This window comes from Allosphingosinicella sp., assembly GCF_059502505.1.
On sequence record NZ_JCACEU010000014.1, the window covers coordinates 840,980 to 857,468 of the forward strand.

Sequence of the window (16,489 nt, forward strand, 5' to 3'; positions counted from 1 at the left end):
TAGGGCTTTGGGGAGGCGGTGCAAGGGAGCAGCCTTTGTTCCCCGAGAAGGCGGGGGTCCAGCGGCACACAATCAGAACAACTGGCCCCGGCGCTCGCCGGGCATCCTAATTTACGCCTTCTCCAGCGTGCACTGGAGCGGGTGCTGATTCTCGCGGGCGAAGTCGATCACCTGCGCCACCTTGGTTTCGGCGACTTCGTAGCTGAAGATGCCGCACACGCCGACGCCGCGCTGGTGGACGTGCAGCATCACCCGCGTCGCATCCTCGATATCCATCTTGAAGAAGCGCTGCAGGCACAGGACGACGAACTCCATCGGCGTGTAATCGTCGTTCAGCATCAGCACCTTGTAGGGCGACGGAGTCTTGGTGCGGGTGCGCGTCCGGGTGGCGACGCCGAGGCCGGTGCCCTCGTCATCCCCTTTCCGCTCGCCGGCGGCGGTGATCAGCGATTCATCGATGCTCATGGCAGTTCTTAAATATGGCAGAGGCGGCTGGCGGGACAAGAGTCAGAAGTGGTTTACGGTCGATAAAGCTGCACGATCCGGCTGCCGGACATGCGAAAAGGGCGGCCGCTCCCTAGGGAGGGCCGCCCAATTCTTCAGCGGTTCAGCAATCGCTTAGAGAGCGATCGTCTTCACGCGCTCGGCCGCAACCGTGTAGCGGTTGGTGATCGGCTCGGCGACTTCGCCGGCGAGCTTGATCATCGCTTCGCTCATCTTCGAGCTCTCGGCGATCATCGCGTCGAACTGGGCGCGGGCGAACTCGCTCTGCATGCGGAAGAAGTCGGTCGGCGACTTGACTTCAGCAAAGCTCTTGAGGTTGGCGGAAGCCTCCTCGAAGCTGCGACGGCCGAACTCGGCGACGTCCTGGCTGAGCGTCTCGACGCCGCGGGCGGCGATCTTGGACGAAGCGACCAGCGCCTCGACGTTGCCGCGACCGAGGTCGGTCATCTCTTCCATCAGGCGGCCGCTCTTCTCCATGGCGGTCTTGGCGCGCTCGTTGACGTCGCCGAAAGCGGCCTGGAACTTCTCGGCGGCGACCTTGCCGGCCTCACGGTTCATCTCGATGGTGTCGTTGATCTGCTTGTTCATGATGCTGGTTCCCTTGCTCTGTGTCTCAATGTGGCTGGCGGCTTTGCCGGGCTTCGGCAGCGCCTTCAGTTCAACCGGAGCTTCCAGCTTCGGCTGCTTGGGCGTTTTCGCCTTCAGCGCCTTGGCGGCGCCGGCTTTGGCTTTCTTGTCGGCCATGGTCGAACTGCTCCTAATGCTGCAGTGCAACAATTAGGTGAGCGGATGCACAATTGCAAGCACTTTTTGTGCAGTGCAGCATAAGCTTGATCGGGGGCCGAAAAGGCCCGGCTATCGCGCCTTCACGTAACTTCCCGGGGCGTCCTCAATCGCGGGAAGCTTGCCTTCGCCCGGCATCCGTGAGCCCATTGCAAAAACCGTCTCGTCCGAGCGCGTCTTGATCCACTCGAGCCAGTCGGGCCACCAGCTGCCCTTGGTCTCCTTCGCCCCCTCGATGAACTCCTCTAGCGTGTCGACGCGGTCCTCGTTGGTCCAATATTGATATTTCTGCGCTTCCGGCGGATTCACGACGCCGGCGATGTGGCCGGATCCGGCCAATACGAACCGCAGCGGACCCTGGAAGTGATGGGTGATCTTCCAGACGCTGTGGGCAGGCGCGATATGGTCCTCGCGGCCGGCCTGGACGTAGGTCGGCGTCTTCACGCGGCCGATGTTGAGCGGGGTGCCGTCGATCGTGATCCCGCCGGGCTGGACCAGCTTGTTGTCGCGATAATAGTCGCGGAGATACGCCTGGTGCCACTTGGCCGGCAAGTTGGTGGTGTCGCTGTTCCAGTGGAGCAGGTCGAAGGGGGTATAATCCTCGCCCAGCAGATAATTGTTGGTGACGTAGTTCCAGATGAGGTCGCGGCCGCGCAGCATGTTGAAGGTCGCGGCCATGTAGCGGCCGTCCATATAGCCCTTGCCGGAGAGCTGCTCGATCATCTGCATCTGATCGTCGCCGACGAACAGGTTGAGGTCGCCGGCCTCGGAGAAGTCCACCTGGGCGGTGAAGAAGGTGGCGCTCGCCGCCTTGTCCGCTTCGCCCCGCGCTTCAAGGTAAGCCAAGGTCGCGGCGAGCGTCGTGCCCGCGACGCAATAGCCGATCAGGTGCGTGGTCTCGACGTCGAGCAGGTCGCGCACGGTGTCGATCGCATCGACCTGGGCCTTGACGTAATCGTCCATGGTGACGTCCACGAGCGTCTCGTCGGCGGACTTCCACGACACGACGAACACGGTCAGCCCCTGCGCCACTGCCCAGCGGATGAAGCTCTTCTTCTCGTTGAGGTCGAGGATGTAGAAGCGATTGATCCAGGGCGGGAAGATGATCAGCGGCGTCTCCAGCACCTCCTTGGTGGTCGGAGCATATTGGATGAGCTGGTAGAGCGGCGTCTGCTTGACGACCTTGCCCGGCGTGGTGGCGATGTTCCGCCCGACCTCGAACGCGTTCGGATCGGTGTGGGTGAGTTGCCCCTTCTCGATATCGCGGAGCATGTGCTCCAGGCCCTTCAAGAGGTTCTCGCCCCGCGTTTCGATCGCCTTCTCGATCACCAGTGGGTTGGTGAGCGCGAAGTTGGACGGGCTCATCGCGTCGACGAAGGCACGGGTGGTGAAGCGGAGCTGCTCCCGCTGCTTGTCGCTGATCCCCTCCAGCGCGTCGACCGAGCCCAGCAGCCGGTCGGAGATCAGCAGATAGCTTTGCCGGATCGTGTCGAACAAGGGATTGTCGCGCCATTGCGGCGCGTTGAAGCGCTTGTCCTTGTCCGCCTTCTGGGTGAGCTCGCTCTTGTCGGGCTGGCCGCCGAGCGCGCGCTGCCAGATGGCGAGTCCCTGCGTCCACATGTCCATCTGCGCCTGGGCAAGCTTGGAGGGGTCGGCGAAAAAGGCTGCGCCCGGCCACGCGGCGAGCGTCGGCTTCGGTTCGGCCGCGACGATCTTCTCACCCGCCTCGCTCGCCTGATTGGCGAGATGCTCCATCATCAGCTGCTGTGCCCGACCCATCACGTAAGTCCAGTGCTGCATGTCCTCCAGCGTCGGCAGCGCGGGCGCAGTGGCGGTGTCCTGTTCGGCCATGTCTCGGGATCCTCTGTCGCGGCTCCTGTAGAGAACGCCGGACAGGCGGGAAAGCCCCGCCTCAGGCTGCCACCGGGAACCTCAGCAAACGGTCCGCAACTGGGACAAGCGCCTCGGCATCGGGACCGACGGCGCGGACGATCTCGGGATGATGTGCGTCGAGCCCTCCGGTCAGCGCACCGAAAGCGGGCAGGATCAGCTTGCGCGGCGTCGCGACGAAGCAGCGGCGGGACACCTTGCGGCCGCGATGGGTGATGCGAAGCTTGGGGTGGAAATGGCCGGACAGCTCGGGCCGCGGATCGGCGGCGTCAGCTTCATGGCGAAGGATGAGGCCGTCGACCTCCGCCTCATCGACGATCGTGCCGCCGCAATGGTCGGCGAAGCCGGGATCGTGGTTGCCGGTAATCCAGGTCCAGCGGATGGACGAGGTGAGAGCGGTCAGCAGCTCGCGCGCCCGCGTCGGCAGGCGATCGCAGCCGTGACGATCGTGGAAGCTGTCGCCGAGACACCAGATTTCGCGGGCCGAGGTGCTCGCCGCCAGCGCCGTCAGATCCGCCAGCGTCGCGATGGAATCGTAGGGGGGCAGCATCTGCCCCCAGCGGGCGAACCAGCTCGCCTTTTCCAGGTGCAGGTCGGCGACCAGCAGCGCACCGCGGGAGGGCCAGAATAGCGCCCCCTGCGGCAGCGCCATGAGATCCTGATCAGCGAACGAAAAGCGAACCATCAGGCGCGTATAAGCCCGCAATGCGCGACTTCAAGCGGGTCGCTTAGATCCCGGCAATCTGCTGGACGACGGGCACCTGCACGGCGGTCGGCGCCTGCGGCAGATCCGATTCGGAAGCGTGCGTCGACCAGAACAGGATCGCGCCGGCGACGAAGCCTTGCGCGCCGAGGACGAATGGATTGAGTAATTTCTTCTTGATATTCATGACAGTAACTAACGTCCCAGCCCCACTTCCAAGCGCCCCGCTTGAGGTGGCGCAATCCCGCAGAAGGAGCGGGCCCTTACGAGTCCGTAAGGTTTTTGGCACCACATTCTCCGATGTGCGCCGACATACCTAAACCGAAGCTGAATCAGCCGTTCTGCCGGCGGAAAGGAAGACGGCGCCGGACGCACCGGCGCCGCCTCCTTTTCTCAATTACGCAGCGACCGACTGGCGCTCTTCCTGCGGCTGCTGCTCGGCCTCGGGCTGCGCCTCGATCGTCTGCGAGGAGCCGCCGTTGATCGCAATCTTGCGCGGCTTCATCGCTTCGGGGATCTCGCGGACCAGCTCGAGGGTGAGCAGGCCGTCGCGAAGCTCCGCATTCTCGACGCGGACGAAGTCGGCCAGCTCGAAGCGGCGTTCGAACGCGCGGGTGGCGATTCCCATGTGAAGGAAATTGCCGTCTTTGTTGCGGTTCTCCGCCTTGCGGCCGGTGATCACCAGCAGGTTCTGGCGCGCGACGATGTCGATCTCATTCTGCCTGAAGCCGGCCACGGCGAGGGTGATGCGATAGGAATCGTCGCTCACCTTCTCGATGTCGAAGGGCGGGTAATTGTCGCCGGCGTCCTGCCGGGCGGCATTCTCGAGAAAGTCGAACAGCCGGTCGAAGCCGACGGTCGAGCGACGATAGGGCGAAAAATCAAAACCGGTTCTCATGATCCATGTCCTCCTTTGAGCAACATTGACGATGAGGCGCGTGGCCGCTGAGGCCGGCGCCCCAGATACAGGCCGGAAACCACGAACTCAGTCTTCCGACGGCAGAGATTTAGGAAGCGGCTTTTCGGCTTCAAGAGGGTGAGGACGCGCGCTTTTCCGCCGGAATATGCAGCGTGATCGCCGCCGCAAGCTGCGCCACAGTGAACGGCTTTCGCAGCAGCGGCACCTTGCCCCCGAGCGCCGCCTCGAGTTGGTCGCTCTCGGCATAGCCGGTGACGAAGATGATCGGCAGATGCGGGTGGCTGCGCCGCACCGCTCGGGCGACGTCGGCGCCGTTCATCTGCGGCATTGCATAGTCGAGCAGCAGCAGGTCGGGCGCGACCTCATCCACCTTCTTCAGGCCCTCGGCGCCGTCCTCCGCCTCGTAAACGGAATAGCCGAGACCTTCGAGCGCGGCTGACAGGAAGGCGCGCACGTCGAGGTCATCGTCGACGACGAGCACCTTCACGCCCTTTGCGGGAATGACGGGCACGATCCTCGCGTCGCCGGTTTCGTCGCCGTCGCTCACCTCCTCCGGAGCAACAGCCGGGAGAAGCAGGCGAACGATCGTGCCGGTCCCCGGCTGGCTCTCGATCCGCACAGTACCGCCCGACTGGCGGGCGATGCCGTAGACCTGAGCCAGTCCGAGGCCGGTGCCCTTGCCGAGCGGCTTGGTCGAAAAGAAGGGCTCGGTGGCGCGCTCGAGCACGTCCGGCGCCATCCCCAGGCCGGTGTCTCCCACCGACACGCAGACATAGTCGCCCGGCGGCAGCTCCGGCTCGCCGGGGCTCATTATCCGGCCTGTCGAAATCGTGAGGGTGCCGCCCTCGGGCATGGCGTCCCGGGCATTGATCGCGAGGTTGAGGATCGCATTCTCAAGCTGATTGGCGTCGCAGAGCCCGTGGCCTGCAGCCTCATCGAGCCGCGTCTCCATGCCGATCCTGCGGCCGATCGAGTGGCGGAGCAGCTCCTCCATGTTCCCGACGACCCGATTGACCGCGACCGGCGCGATGCTGATCCGCTGGATGCGGGAGAAGGCGAGCAACTGGCTGGTCAGCTTGGCGCCGCGGCGAGCGGATTCCAGCGCTGTCTGCGCCATCCGCTTCAGCCGCTCGTCGGTGGTGCGCATGGCGATCAGCTCAAGGCCGCCCATGATCGGCGTCAGCAGATTGTTGAAATCGTGGGCGATGCCGCCGGTGAGCTGACCCACTGCCTCCATTTTCTGAGCCTGGCGCAGCGCTTCCTCGGCGCGAAGCCGCTCGCCGACCTCTGCCTGCAGCCGGTCGAGCGCGGCCGACAGATCCGCGGTTCGCTCCGCGACTCTCCTTTCGAGCGTCTCGTTGAGTTCGCGCAGCGCCTGCTCGGCTTCTTTCGATTCAGTGATGTCATGAGCGACACCAATAAAGCCGGCATGTTCACCGTCCGGACCCCAGCGAGGTTGTGAGACGGAACGCAGCCAGCGCCAGGCGCCGTCGTGGCGAAGGTAGCGAGCCTCCAGGGCAAACGGCTTCAGGGTCGCCTCTCCGGCAACCGATTCCTGGACAAGCCGATCGACATCGTCGGGATGAATCCTGGTTCGCCAGTCGAAGTTCAGCGCGTCGTCGTACGATACGCCGAGGAAGTCGGCATAAGCGATGTTCACGAAGCCGCGGCTGCGATCGAGTTTCGTCACCCACATCGGCACCGGCGCCGAATCGGCAATCAGGCGGAAACGCTGCTCGCTTTCCCGCAATGCGGCCTGCGCCAGCGCCGAACCGTCCGGAACGGCGGCGCTGTCGCCAATGCTGGAGGAATCCTCCACGAAGGATCAGCGCCGTGCTGCGCCGGCTTCCGCCTGGCGGAGGAGGCGCAGCACGTTGCCGCTCCAGATCTTCTCGATATCGGCGTCGCTGAGCCCCGCCTGGCGCAGGCGGGCCGTGATCCGGGGAAGCCCGGTGATGTCTTCCATTCCGACGACGCCGCCGCCGCCGTCCCAGTCGGCACCCATGCCGACATGATCGACGCCCATCACCCGGATCGCGTGGAGCACGCTGCGCATGAACATCTCGAAATCGGCGTTGCTGAAGGGCTGGCGGTTGAAGGAGGCGGTGCGGTCGGCGACCAGCCGGCGCCGTTCGGCCGGACTGAGGACCCAGTAATTCCTCTGCCGTTCCTCGATCTCGTCGCGCTCGGGCGCGTTGACGTTCGGCGCCAGGAAGATGCTGTTCATCTGCATGACGCCGCCGGAGCGGGCGAGCTTGCGCATCAGATCGTCGCTGATGTTGCGCGGGTGATCGAACATCGCCTTCGGGCCCGAGTGGGAGAGTATGAGCGGCGTCTTGGAGAGCGCGATCATCTGCTCCAGCGCAGCGTCCGAGGAGTGGCTGCCGTCGATGACTATGCCGAGCCGGTTCATCTCCATCACCCATTGGCGGCCGAGCGGGCTGAGGCCATTCCACCGGGGCGTGTCGGTCGTCGAGTCGGCGAACTGGTTGTTCTTGCTGTGCACCGGCCCCGCCATCCGCACGCCCAGGCGGTGGAAGGTGGTGAGCATGCTGAGATCCTGGCCGAGCGGATAGCTGTTCTCGATCGACTGATAGACGATGCGCTTGCCCGCCTTGTGGAGGCGTTCGGCATCGGCCGCAGTGGTCGCGAAAGCGAGCTCGTCGTCATGTTCGGCAACCACGCGCTGGATCGCGACCGCCCGCATCAGCGCGTCGTCGCGTGACTTGGCGTATCCGGCCGGCGTCAGCGGCCCCTGCGGTGTGTAGATGACCCAGAAACCGCCATCGAGGCCGCCCACTTCCATACGCGGCAGATCGATCTGGCTGCCGTCCTCCGCGACCTGGTGCAAGTCGCCGAAGCGCCAGCCCGGCCGCTCGAAGAAGCTGGGCGTGTCGAGATGCGTGTCCAGCGTCAGGATCTGCTCATGGAACAGCCGGTCCACCGGACTCACCGTCTGCTGCGCCGAGGCAGGGACGGCGAGAGTCAGGCCCAAGGCAGCGAACAAGGCGGGCTTCATGCAGCAACTTCCTTTTTTGCGAACTCTTATCGCGGCTTGGCGGCAGGGCAAGGGAACTCTTGTCGCGCCCGGCAGCTTTCCGAAGCCATGGAAGCGGGAGCGAGCGGATGAGCGATGTTGCCAGGCACAGCGGCGCGGTCGGAAAGTCGCCAGGGGATATCCCCGCGAGGGGCTGGTGGCAGGTGCTGATGCGCACCTACAAGGAATCCGGCCGCGACAATGTCGGCATTATTTCCGCGGGTGTCGCTTTCTATGCGTTTCTCGCTTTCGTGCCGATGCTGGCGGCGCTCGTGCTCACCTATGGTCTGGTCGCCGAGCCCGCCTCGGTGGTGCAGCACGTCCGCTCGCTCTTCCAAGCGATGCCGGCCGATGCGGCGCGGCTGATCGGGGAGCAATTGATCAGCGTCAGCCAGACTGCTTCCTCGAAAAAGGGCTTCGGGCTGCTGCTCGCCTTGTTGCTCTCGATCTACGGCGCAATGCGGGGCGCCAGCTCGATCATCACCGCCCTAAACGTGGTCTATAATGTCGAGGAAGATCGCGGCTTCGTCCGCACGACCTTGCTGGCGGCCCTCATCACCATGGGCGCAGTGGCGGCGCTGCTGCTTGCCCTCCTTGGCGTCTCGGTGCTCGGCTGGATCGAGGCGTTGCTGCCTTTCTCCTCGCCGATCGTCCACACCATCCTGAAAATCGCCTTCTGGATCGCGGCGGCCGCGGCGGTGAGCCTCGTCATCGCTCTCATCTACCGCTACGCGCCCAACCGCGAGGATCCGCCTTGGCGGTGGCTGACGCCGGGCTCGATCGCGGCGACCCTGCTATGGATCGCGGGGACGCTTGGCTTCGGCTTCTATGTCGCTAATTTCGGCAGCTACAACGCCACCTATGGCTCGCTGGGTGCCGTGGTGGTGTTCCTGACCTGGTTGTACCTCACCGCCTTCATCCTGCTGATGGGCGGCGAGCTCAATTCCGAGCTCGAGAAGCAGGCTTTGCGGCAGGCCCAGCCGCGCGCCGGCTGAAGACGTCCATCGCCGCGAGCGTCTCCGCGCTCAGATGATGCTCCAGCCCTTCGGCATCTAACTCGGCTGTTTCCTGCGAGACGCCGAGGCTCAGCAGGAATTCGACGACCAGCGCGTGGCGCCTGCGCGCCTGGTCCGCCATCTTCGCGCCCTTGCTTGTGAGGAAGATCGATCGATAGGGCTGCGTCTCGATCAGGCCGGCACGCTTCAGCCGGGCGAGGGTGTTGGCGACCGTTGCGGCCGTGACCCCGAACCGCTCCGCGAGGTCGGCGGCGCGCGCCTCGCCGGTCGCGTCGATGAGGTCGCCGATCAGCTCGACATAATCCTCCTGCATCTCGGTGCGGTGCGCCTCACGGACGCGGGCGAAGCGGCGGGCCTGGTCCTCGGGGGGCGGAAGCGGCGGGGGCGACATGGCCCTTCCTCTACACGGAGCGGCCCGACGGAACAATTTAGCCTAGGCTAATATTTACGGCATGAGCTAAGATGTCGCTCATGGCGGGGAGGCGCGTGGACCAGCTTCAGTCGAAATGGGCTTGGCGGACGACGTCGGGAGACAGCCTTCCGGAGGTCTTCCGCACCATCGCGGTGCCCAAGGATGCGCGCTTCTGGCGCAAGATGGGGGCGTTCGCCGGCCCCGGCTATCTGGTTGCGGTCGGCTACATGGATCCGGGCAACTGGGCGACCGACCTCGCCGGCGGATCGGCCTTTGGCTACACCTTGCTGTCGGTCATCCTGCTCTCCAACATCATGGCGATCCTGCTCCAGTCGCTGTCGGCGAAGCTGGGAATTGTCACCGGACGCGATCTCGCCCAGGCCTGCCGCGATCATTACAGCCGCCCCGTCGGCATCATGCTGTGGCTGCTCTGCGAGCTGGCGATCGTCGCCTGCGACCTTGCCGAAGTAATCGGCACCGCGATCGCGCTCCAGCTGCTGTTCGGCCTGCCGCTGGTCTGGGGCGTCTGCATCACCGCATTCGACGTGCTGCTGATCCTGTTCCTGCAGCAACGCGGCTTCCGGCGCCTGGAGGCCTTCATCATCGCCTTGCTGGTGGTGATCGCCGCCTGCTTCGCCTACGAACTCTACCTGTCGCAGCCGGAATGGGGCGCGGTGCTGGGCGGTTATGTGCCGAGGGCGGAGGTCGTCGCCAATCCGGCGATGCTCTACATCGCGATCGGCATCCTCGGCGCGACGGTGATGCCGCACAACCTCTACCTCCACTCCTCGATCGTTCAGACCCGCGCCTTCGAGCGGACGCCGAAGGGACGCCGCGAGGCGGTGAGATTCGCCACCATCGACAGCACGGTGGCGCTGATGCTGGCCCTGTTCATCAACTCGGCAATCCTGATTCTTGCCGCCTCCGCATTCCACGTCACCGGCCGCACCGACGTCGCCGAAATCCAGGACGCCTATCAGTTGCTCGCGCCGGCGCTCGGCGCCGCGATGGCGAGCACGCTTTTCGCGGTCGCGCTGCTCGCATCCGGGCAGAATTCCACGATCACCGCGACGTTGGCGGGGCAGATCGTGATGGAGGGTTTCTTGGCGATCCGCTTGCCCCCCTGGCTGCGCCGCCTCGTCACCCGCATGCTGGCGATCGTCCCGGCGGTCACGGTGGCGGTGCTTTATGGCGAGAGCGGCACCGCCAAGCTGCTCGTCCTGAGCCAGGTGGTGCTCAGCATGCAGTTGCCCTTCGCGGTTATCCCCCTGGTCTATTTCACCAGCGACCGCGCCAAGATGGGCGAATTCGCGAACCCTGTCTGGCTGAAGATCGCCGCCTGGACGATCGCGGCGGTGATCGTCGCGCTGAACCTGAAGCTGCTGCTGGACGTCTCCGGGCTGACCGGCGCCTAGCGGCACCGGCTCGCGCCTGCTAAAATCGCCCGATCTTGAGGAGAGCGCGATGTTCACCAGCATGAAGGAAGGCCGCGCCGAGGATTGGGCGCACATCGCCGCCGAGCATGACAAACATCAGCAGAGCGCCGCGCCCCGGCAGATCATGGAGAGCCTGAGGCGGCTGGAGGAGATCGAGGTCGGGTTCGCCGCGGACCAGCTTACGCACGGTCTGATGGCGGCGACGCTCGCCCGGCGCGACGGCGCGTCGGACCAGGAGGTGGTGGCGGCACTCTGCCACGATCTCGGCAAGCTCTTCTCGATCCCGAACCACGGTCCGATCGCCGCCGAGATGCTGAAGCCCTACGTGTCGGACGACGTCTACCAGGCGGTCTATTGGCACCAGGATTTCCAGGGCCGCTATTATTACGAGCATCTCGGCAAGGATAAGGAAGCCCGCGAACGCTTCCGCGGCCAAAGCTGGTTCGGCCTGGCGGAGAAACTGGTCGACGATTGGGACGCGCCAGCCTTCGATCCGGGCTTCGCCGTCGATCCTCTTGAGAGCTTCGAGCCGGAAGTGACGCGGGTTTTCAGCAATCCGAAGAAGATGGTCTAGGCTCTAGTCCAGCCGCATCGCCACTTCCGCCAGGCTTTCGGCTTCGATCAGGAGTTGGTCGTCGACCGTACCCTGAGCCATCCGCTCGCGCCCGATGATTGTCAGCACCGGCACGGCCATTGGGGAAACGCGGTCGAGGGTGACGTGGAGCATCGTGCTCTGCGCGCGGTCGAGCAGGCGGGCGAGGCGGCCGACATCGGTCATCTTCTCGCGGGCGTCGGCCCAGGCGGCTTTCAGGAGCAGGTGGTCGGGCTCGTAGCGGCGCAGCACGTCGTAGATCAGGTCAGTCGAGAAGGTGACCTGCTTGCCGGTCTTGCGCTTGCCGGGATGCGCGCGCTCGACGAGGCCGCCGATCACCGCGACCTCGCGAAAGGCGCGCTTGAGGAGATGCGAGCCTTCGACCCAGTCGACGAACTCCTTCTCGAGGATGTCCGACGAGAAGAGCGGAGCTGGATCGGTGATCGGCTCGAGGCCATAGCAGGCGAGGGCATAATCGTTGGCGACGAATCCCAATGGCTTCAGGCCGGCATTCTCCATGCGCTTGGTGATCAGCATGCCGAGCGACTGGTGCGCGTTCCAGCCCTCGAAGCTGTAGGCGGCCATGTAGTGGACGCCCTCGTGCGGGAAGGACTCGACCAGCAACTGGTCCGGCGCGGGGATAGCGGAGCGATAGTCCTGGACCTGCAGCCAGTCGCGCACCGGATCGGGGAAGCGCGGCCACTGCTCGCGATCGTGGAGGAAGGCGCGGACGCGGTCGGCGAGGTTGGTGCTGATTGCCATCCGCGCGCCCATATAGGTCGGGATGCGGGCTGACTTTGTTGTCGCCTTGACGATCAGGTCGATGCCGTCGATCCGCTCCACCTCCAGCACCAGGCCGGAGAAGAAGAAGGTGTCGCCGGGGCTTAAAGTCTCCGCGAAATTGTCTTCGACCGTGCCGAGCACGCGCCCGTTCTTGAAGCGTACATAGTAGAGCGGCGTGTCGACGATGATGCCGGCATTCATCCGATGCTGCTGGATGAAGCGGGGGTGCGAGACTCGCCACAGGCCATCGGCATCCTTCGTGATGCGGCGGAAACGGTCATACGCCTTCAGCGAATAGCCGCCGCTTTCGATGAAGGAGAGGATGGCCTGGAACAGCTCCTCCGAGAGACCGGCATAAGGGGCGGAGGAACGCACTTCCTCCAGCAACTCCTCCTCCCGGAACGGAGCGGCGCAGGCGACGGCCATGATGTGCTGCGCAAGCACGTCCAGGGCGCCGGGGCGGAAGATTTCCTCGTCGAGCTCGCCTTCGTCCACCGCGTCGAGCGCGGCGCGAGCTTCGAGATATTCGAAGCGGTTGCCGGGGACGAGAATGCCTTCGGAGGGCTGGTCGATGCGATGGTTGGCGCGGCCGATGCGCTGCAGCAGGCGCGACGAGCCCTTGGGAGCGCCCATCTGGACGACGAGGTCGACGTCGCCCCAGTCGACGCCGAGATCGAGGCTGGCCGTGCAGACGAGCGCGCGCAGGCGCCCGTCGGCCACGGCGGCCTCGACCTTGCGGCGCGCTTCGAGTGCGAGCGAGCCGTGATGGATGCCGATGGGGAGATGGTGCTCGTTCACCTCCCAGAGGTCCTGGAAGATGAGCTCGGCCAAAGAGCGCGTGTTGCAGAAGATGAGCGTCGTTTTGTGCTGCTCGATCTCGCGCATGACGTTCTGCGCGGCCCAGCGGCCGCTATGGCCGGCCCAGGGAATCTTGTCCTCCTCGGGCAGCATGATGCGGATGTCCGCCTCGGCGCCGGGATCGCCGAGCACCACGTCGACGGTGTCGATGTCGGCGTGCGGGGCGAGCCAGCCCTGGTATGCCTCGGGATCGGAGATGGTGGCGGAGAGGCCGACGCGACGGAGATTGGGTGCGAGCGTCTGCAGCCGCGCCATGGCTAGGTTCAGCAAATCGCCCCGCTTGCCCGCCGCGAAGGCGTGCACCTCGTCCACCACGATCGTCGAGAGGTTTGCGAAGAGCAGAGCGCTGTCCTCGTGGCTGAGGAGCAGGCTCAGCGATTCCGGTGTGGTGAGCAGCATCTGCGGCGGCCGCACCCGCTGCCGAGCTTTCCGGTCGGTGGGAGTGTCGCCGGTGCGGGTCTCGACGCGGATCGGCAGGTCCATTTCCGCGATCGGCGTCAGCAGGTTGCGCTGGACGTCGACGGCGAGCGCCTTGAGCGGCGAGACGTAGAGCGTGTGGAGCCCGTCGGTCGGTGCTTCGATGAGCTCGACCAAGCTCGGCAGGAAGCCGGCCAGCGTCTTGCCGGCCCCGGTCGGGGCGACCAGCAGCGCGTTGCGCCCCGCGCGGGCCGCGGCGAGCATCTCGAGCTGGTGGCGGCGCGGTGCCCAGTCCTTCGCCGCGAACCAGTCCGCGATGACCTGCGGCAGGTTCGCGGAAGGAGAGGTCAGCATCCGGGCGGGATATCAGGTCCCGAAATCATTGTCGCGCCGATGGGCGATGTCCTCTTCGCGGTAGAGCTCCTTGGTCGCCCGCTCGGTCCGATCGATATCGCCCTGCTTGGGCTTGCGGTTCCGGAGCACTGCCCAGAGCAGCACGAGGAACAGCAGGATCGGCCCGACGATCGTCAACAAGCTCCAGCTGAATCCACCGCCGTCCATCGTCTCGCTCCTTGTTCGTTCCGGCCCACCAACGCTGCTGCCTGCGCAACGATCCGCCTTGGCGCGCCGGAGCCCTCGGCCCATATAGCTCCCGATGGCCCGCCTCGGTTCCTGGATCGAGCCTTTTCCCGAAGGCATCTATGTCCGCCCCGCCGATGCGTGGATCGATCCGTCGCAGCCCAAGCCGAGGGCGCTCGTCACTCACGGCCATGGGGATCATGCCTGCGGCGGCCATGGCGAGGTGTGGGCGACGCCGGAGACGCTGGCAATCATGGATTGCCGTTATGGGCCGCAGCCGGGCAGGCCGGTCCAATATGGCGAGGTGGTGAAGCTCGGCGAGGTCGAGCTGAGCTTCGTGCCGGCTGGCCATGTGCTCGGCTCCGCCCAGATCGTGATGGACTTCGCCGGCGAGCGGGTGGTGGTGTCGGGCGATTACAAGCGCCGGCCGGACCCGACCTGCGCGCCGTTCGAGCCGGTGCCGTGCGACATCTTCGTCACCGAGGCGACCTTCGGCCTGCCCGTCTTCCGTCACCCGGACACGGGCAGCGAGATGGACCGGCTGCTCGCCCGCCTGCACGCCAATCCGGAGCGGTGCGTGCTGGTCGGCGCCTATGCACTCGGCAAGGCGCAGCGCGTGATCACCGAGCTGAGGCGGCGGGAGCATCACGACCCCATCTACATCCACGGCGCACTGCAGCGGCTCTGCGAGCTCTATCAGGAACATGGCGTGGAGCTCGGCGAGCTGCGGCCGGCGACGGGCGTCAAGAAGGACGAGCTCAGGGGCAGGATCATCCTTTGCCCGCCGGGCGCGCTCAATGATCGCTGGTCGCGGCGCCTGCCGGACCCGATCACGGCGATGGCCTCTGGCTGGATGCGGGTGCGCCAGCGCGCGCGGCAGCGCAATGTCGAGCTGCCTTTGATCATCTCCGACCATGCCGACTGGGACGAGTTGACCGCCACCATCCAGGAGGTCGCGCCCTCGGAGGTCTGGGTCACCCACGGCCGCGAGGAGGCCCTCATCCACTGGTGCGCCATGCGCCAGATCAAGGCCCGCGAGCTCAACCTCGCCGGCTATGAGGATGAGGACGATTGACGTCTGTCATTACGGACCGTGTTCCGGTTTCCATTTCGGAAGTCTAGAATTAGTCTGGCAGAAAATGGAGGTCGCGGTGAAGATCTTTCCAGGCAGCTTGGTTGCTCTCGTCCTTTTCTGTCTATCGGAGGCGCTTGTTCTTCCGGGGCTGGCCCAAGCAGCTCAGCCTGTCGATATTGAGAAGACGCTCGCCGTTGAATTGTTCGAAATCGAGAGGAAAAGCCGCGAGGTTGAGCCGGGTACAGGTCCGCTGCTTAGGAGGGTGCTGAAAGATGCCTATTCCTCGCTCGGTCCGAAGCCTGTTCCTCCAGAAACCGCAGAAGAGTTTCTCCTACTTGCGGAGCGCGTTACGATATCGCTCGCCCGGAACAACTTCTTACAGCCTGGGCGCAAAGAAGATTGGCCCAACTCCATAGGCGAAGCTCTGGAACCCATAACAAGTAGCCATCAGGGATGGTCCTCGTCCCTAGCCTCTGATGTGATGGTCCGGACTGAATATCTGAATCGGTTAGAGCCGATCAGGTTTCTGGATTGCGACATGGCATCGCTGTTGCTGATCAGCGTTGCACAGATGGTCGGCTTCGAACTTCGCCTTGTCGAGGTGCCGGGACATAATTTCGTAAGGTGGCACGGTCCTGGTGGGCAACGCGTGAACTGGGATTGGACGCGCTGGGCCTCGCTCGACGATCAGGGATATCACGAACGGATCCCGCCCATTCAACTGACCCGAAAGACATATCTAAAGAGTCAGACTCAGGAGGAGGCAACAGGCTATTTTCTTGCTGTTCTGACGAGGAACATAAGTGACCCTGCAAAGAAGCTGGCTCTTCGTCGAGACGCACTGGCTAAGGCCCCGAACAATCCCATCGTCGCTAACAATGTTGCCTGGTCGTTCGCTACTCTGCCGGAAGGAGTGGAGCACACCGAGCGACAGGATGCGGTGTCCTTGGCCCTTAGTGCTTGGGCCAGCGACCCGGATGATCCTGAATTTATGGACACGGCTGCATGCGCATTAGCCGCGGCTGGTCAGAAGGCGATAGCAATCGCGATAGAGGCAGGGGCCGAAGCTGCTGCTTCTGGCTCCGATCGTGCCGCGTACCGGAAGAATCGAGAGCTCATTGAACAGGGTCAGCGTTGCCAATAAAGCTATGGCCAACATTCGGCGGTAGGCTGAGTCATCAGTCGGGACATGTATGGAAGCGCCTTTCTGTCCGCAGGGAAGGTCGCCTATCCCTCGCGAGGGCTTAGCGGGCGAGATCCAGGAAAGACAGGAGCGTGAGCGCAGCGATGGCGAGAATGCCCCAGCGGACGCCGCGCTCCAGACTGAAATTGCCTGTTCTGGTGAGGATCAGGGCGCTGGTCGGCATGACGATCAGGAACAGGCCGGCCGAGAGCAACAGGCCCGCGGCGAGGCCGGAGAAATGCCAGCCGGCAAAGGCGAGCGCCGCCCAGGCTATGCAGTAAGCGAGCGCGTCGCCTTTCAAC

General features: G+C 64.7%; 17 protein-coding genes. 5 read left to right on the forward strand and 12 right to left on the reverse strand.

The genetic code is table 11. The features are described from left to right. Positions 1-111 precede the first annotated feature (111 nt). From clpS to AC5JBD_RS06440, 8 genes are all read right to left on the reverse strand, one after another. The gene (gene clpS, locus AC5JBD_RS06405) at positions 112-465 is read right to left on the reverse strand and encodes an ATP-dependent Clp protease adapter ClpS (RefSeq protein WP_495720925.1); all 354 of its coding nucleotides are present in this window, start codon (positions 463-465) and stop codon (positions 112-114) included. A gap of 153 nt (positions 466-618) precedes the next feature. After that, on the reverse strand, positions 619-1,248 hold the full coding sequence (locus AC5JBD_RS06410; protein ID WP_495720926.1) for a phasin family protein: 630 nt from the start codon (positions 1,246-1,248) through the stop codon (positions 619-621). A 111-nt stretch (positions 1,249-1,359) separates the two neighbouring features. Further along, positions 1,360-3,138 carry a PHA/PHB synthase family protein gene (locus AC5JBD_RS06415; RefSeq protein WP_495720927.1) on the reverse strand — a complete coding sequence of 593 codons (1,779 nt, stop codon included), beginning with the start codon at positions 3,136-3,138 and terminating at the stop codon, positions 1,360-1,362. 61 nt (positions 3,139-3,199) lie between these two features. Beyond that, complete coding sequence (gene pdeM / locus AC5JBD_RS06420; protein WP_495720928.1) at positions 3,200-3,862, reverse strand: ligase-associated DNA damage response endonuclease PdeM; 663 nt, start codon at positions 3,860-3,862, stop codon at positions 3,200-3,202. Positions 3,863-3,905: 43 nt separating this feature from the next. After that, complete coding sequence (locus AC5JBD_RS06425) at positions 3,906-4,067, reverse strand: hypothetical protein (protein WP_495720929.1); 162 nt, start codon at positions 4,065-4,067, stop codon at positions 3,906-3,908. 210 nt (positions 4,068-4,277) lie between these two features. Further along, entirely contained in the window at positions 4,278-4,778 is a 501-nt protein-coding gene (locus AC5JBD_RS06430; protein WP_495720930.1) for an Hsp20 family protein, read from the reverse strand. 130 nt (positions 4,779-4,908) lie between these two features. Then, positions 4,909-6,618, reverse strand: a complete 1,710-nt coding sequence (locus tag AC5JBD_RS06435) for a hybrid sensor histidine kinase/response regulator (RefSeq protein ID WP_495720931.1) — start codon at positions 6,616-6,618, stop codon at positions 4,909-4,911. A gap of 6 nt (positions 6,619-6,624) precedes the next feature. Continuing rightward, positions 6,625-7,818, reverse strand: a complete 1,194-nt coding sequence (locus tag AC5JBD_RS06440; RefSeq protein ID WP_495720932.1) for a dipeptidase — start codon at positions 7,816-7,818, stop codon at positions 6,625-6,627. Between the two features lie 107 nt (positions 7,819-7,925). Here AC5JBD_RS06440 and AC5JBD_RS06445 point away from each other — a divergent pair, with 107 nt between their 5' ends. Continuing rightward, positions 7,926-8,831 carry a YihY/virulence factor BrkB family protein gene (locus AC5JBD_RS06445; protein WP_495720933.1) on the forward strand — a complete coding sequence of 302 codons (906 nt, stop codon included), beginning with the start codon at positions 7,926-7,928 and terminating at the stop codon, positions 8,829-8,831. Here the strand turns inward: AC5JBD_RS06445 and mntR are convergent. Continuing rightward, positions 8,776-9,243: a manganese-binding transcriptional regulator MntR gene (gene mntR / locus AC5JBD_RS06450; protein ID WP_495720934.1), complete on the reverse strand. Its 468-nt coding sequence runs from the start codon at positions 9,241-9,243 to the stop codon at positions 8,776-8,778. The genes AC5JBD_RS06445 and mntR overlap by 56 nt on opposite strands. Before the next feature lie 71 nt (positions 9,244-9,314). Between mntR and AC5JBD_RS06455 the strand changes: the two genes are divergently transcribed. Beyond that, positions 9,315-10,679 (forward strand): Nramp family divalent metal transporter, encoded by a 1,365-nt coding sequence (locus AC5JBD_RS06455; RefSeq protein WP_495720935.1) that lies wholly within the window; start codon positions 9,315-9,317, stop codon positions 10,677-10,679. Positions 10,680-10,728: 49 nt separating this feature from the next. Then, positions 10,729-11,274, forward strand: a complete 546-nt coding sequence (locus AC5JBD_RS06460) for an HD domain-containing protein (RefSeq protein ID WP_495720936.1) — start codon at positions 10,729-10,731, stop codon at positions 11,272-11,274. A 3-nt stretch (positions 11,275-11,277) separates the two neighbouring features. Here the strand turns inward: AC5JBD_RS06460 and AC5JBD_RS06465 are convergent, their stop codons facing one another. Next, positions 11,278-13,704 (reverse strand): ligase-associated DNA damage response DEXH box helicase, encoded by a 2,427-nt coding sequence (locus AC5JBD_RS06465; protein WP_495720937.1) that lies wholly within the window; start codon positions 13,702-13,704, stop codon positions 11,278-11,280. Between the two features lie 12 nt (positions 13,705-13,716). Then, positions 13,717-13,911 (reverse strand): hypothetical protein, encoded by a 195-nt coding sequence (locus AC5JBD_RS06470; protein ID WP_495720938.1) that lies wholly within the window; start codon positions 13,909-13,911, stop codon positions 13,717-13,719. Between the two features lie 94 nt (positions 13,912-14,005). Here AC5JBD_RS06470 and AC5JBD_RS06475 point away from each other — a divergent pair, with 94 nt between their 5' ends. Then, the gene (locus tag AC5JBD_RS06475) at positions 14,006-15,004 is read left to right on the forward strand and encodes a ligase-associated DNA damage response exonuclease (protein WP_495720939.1); all 999 of its coding nucleotides are present in this window, start codon (positions 14,006-14,008) and stop codon (positions 15,002-15,004) included. 76 nt (positions 15,005-15,080) lie between these two features. Then, positions 15,081-16,148, forward strand: coding sequence for a hypothetical protein (locus AC5JBD_RS06480; RefSeq protein WP_495720940.1), 1,068 nt, complete (start codon positions 15,081-15,083; stop codon positions 16,146-16,148). 100 nt (positions 16,149-16,248) lie between these two features. Here the strand turns inward: AC5JBD_RS06480 and AC5JBD_RS06485 are convergent, their stop codons facing one another. Further along, complete coding sequence (locus AC5JBD_RS06485; RefSeq protein ID WP_495720941.1) at positions 16,249-16,488, reverse strand: hypothetical protein; 240 nt, start codon at positions 16,486-16,488, stop codon at positions 16,249-16,251. Position 16,489: the final 1 nt, after the last annotated feature.

Coding starts and splice junctions, on each gene's coding strand:
- AC5JBD_RS06455 (WP_495720935.1), top strand. CDS start 9,315: ATGTCGCTCATGGCGGGGAGGCGCGTGGACCAGCTTCAGTCGAAATGG.
- AC5JBD_RS06460 (WP_495720936.1), top strand. CDS start 10,729: ATGTTCACCAGCATGAAGGAAGGCCGCGCCGAGGATTGGGCGCACATC.
- AC5JBD_RS06475 (WP_495720939.1), top strand. CDS start 14,006: ATGGCCCGCCTCGGTTCCTGGATCGAGCCTTTTCCCGAAGGCATCTAT.
- AC5JBD_RS06465 (WP_495720937.1), bottom strand. CDS start 13,704: ATGCTGACCTCTCCTTCCGCGAACCTGCCGCAGGTCATCGCGGACTGG.
- clpS (WP_495720925.1), bottom strand. CDS start 465: ATGAGCATCGATGAATCGCTGATCACCGCCGCCGGCGAGCGGAAAGGG.
- AC5JBD_RS06410 (WP_495720926.1), bottom strand. CDS start 1,248: ATGGCCGACAAGAAAGCCAAAGCCGGCGCCGCCAAGGCGCTGAAGGCG.
- AC5JBD_RS06440 (WP_495720932.1), bottom strand. CDS start 7,818: ATGAAGCCCGCCTTGTTCGCTGCCTTGGGCCTGACTCTCGCCGTCCCT.
- mntR (WP_495720934.1), bottom strand. CDS start 9,243: ATGTCGCCCCCGCCGCTTCCGCCCCCCGAGGACCAGGCCCGCCGCTTC.
- AC5JBD_RS06445 (WP_495720933.1), top strand. CDS start 7,926: ATGAGCGATGTTGCCAGGCACAGCGGCGCGGTCGGAAAGTCGCCAGGG.
- AC5JBD_RS06470 (WP_495720938.1), bottom strand. CDS start 13,911: ATGGACGGCGGTGGATTCAGCTGGAGCTTGTTGACGATCGTCGGGCCG.
- AC5JBD_RS06425 (WP_495720929.1), bottom strand. CDS start 4,067: ATGAATATCAAGAAGAAATTACTCAATCCATTCGTCCTCGGCGCGCAA.
- AC5JBD_RS06415 (WP_495720927.1), bottom strand. CDS start 3,138: ATGGCCGAACAGGACACCGCCACTGCGCCCGCGCTGCCGACGCTGGAG.
- pdeM (WP_495720928.1), bottom strand. CDS start 3,862: ATGGTTCGCTTTTCGTTCGCTGATCAGGATCTCATGGCGCTGCCGCAG.
- AC5JBD_RS06430 (WP_495720930.1), bottom strand. CDS start 4,778: ATGAGAACCGGTTTTGATTTTTCGCCCTATCGTCGCTCGACCGTCGGC.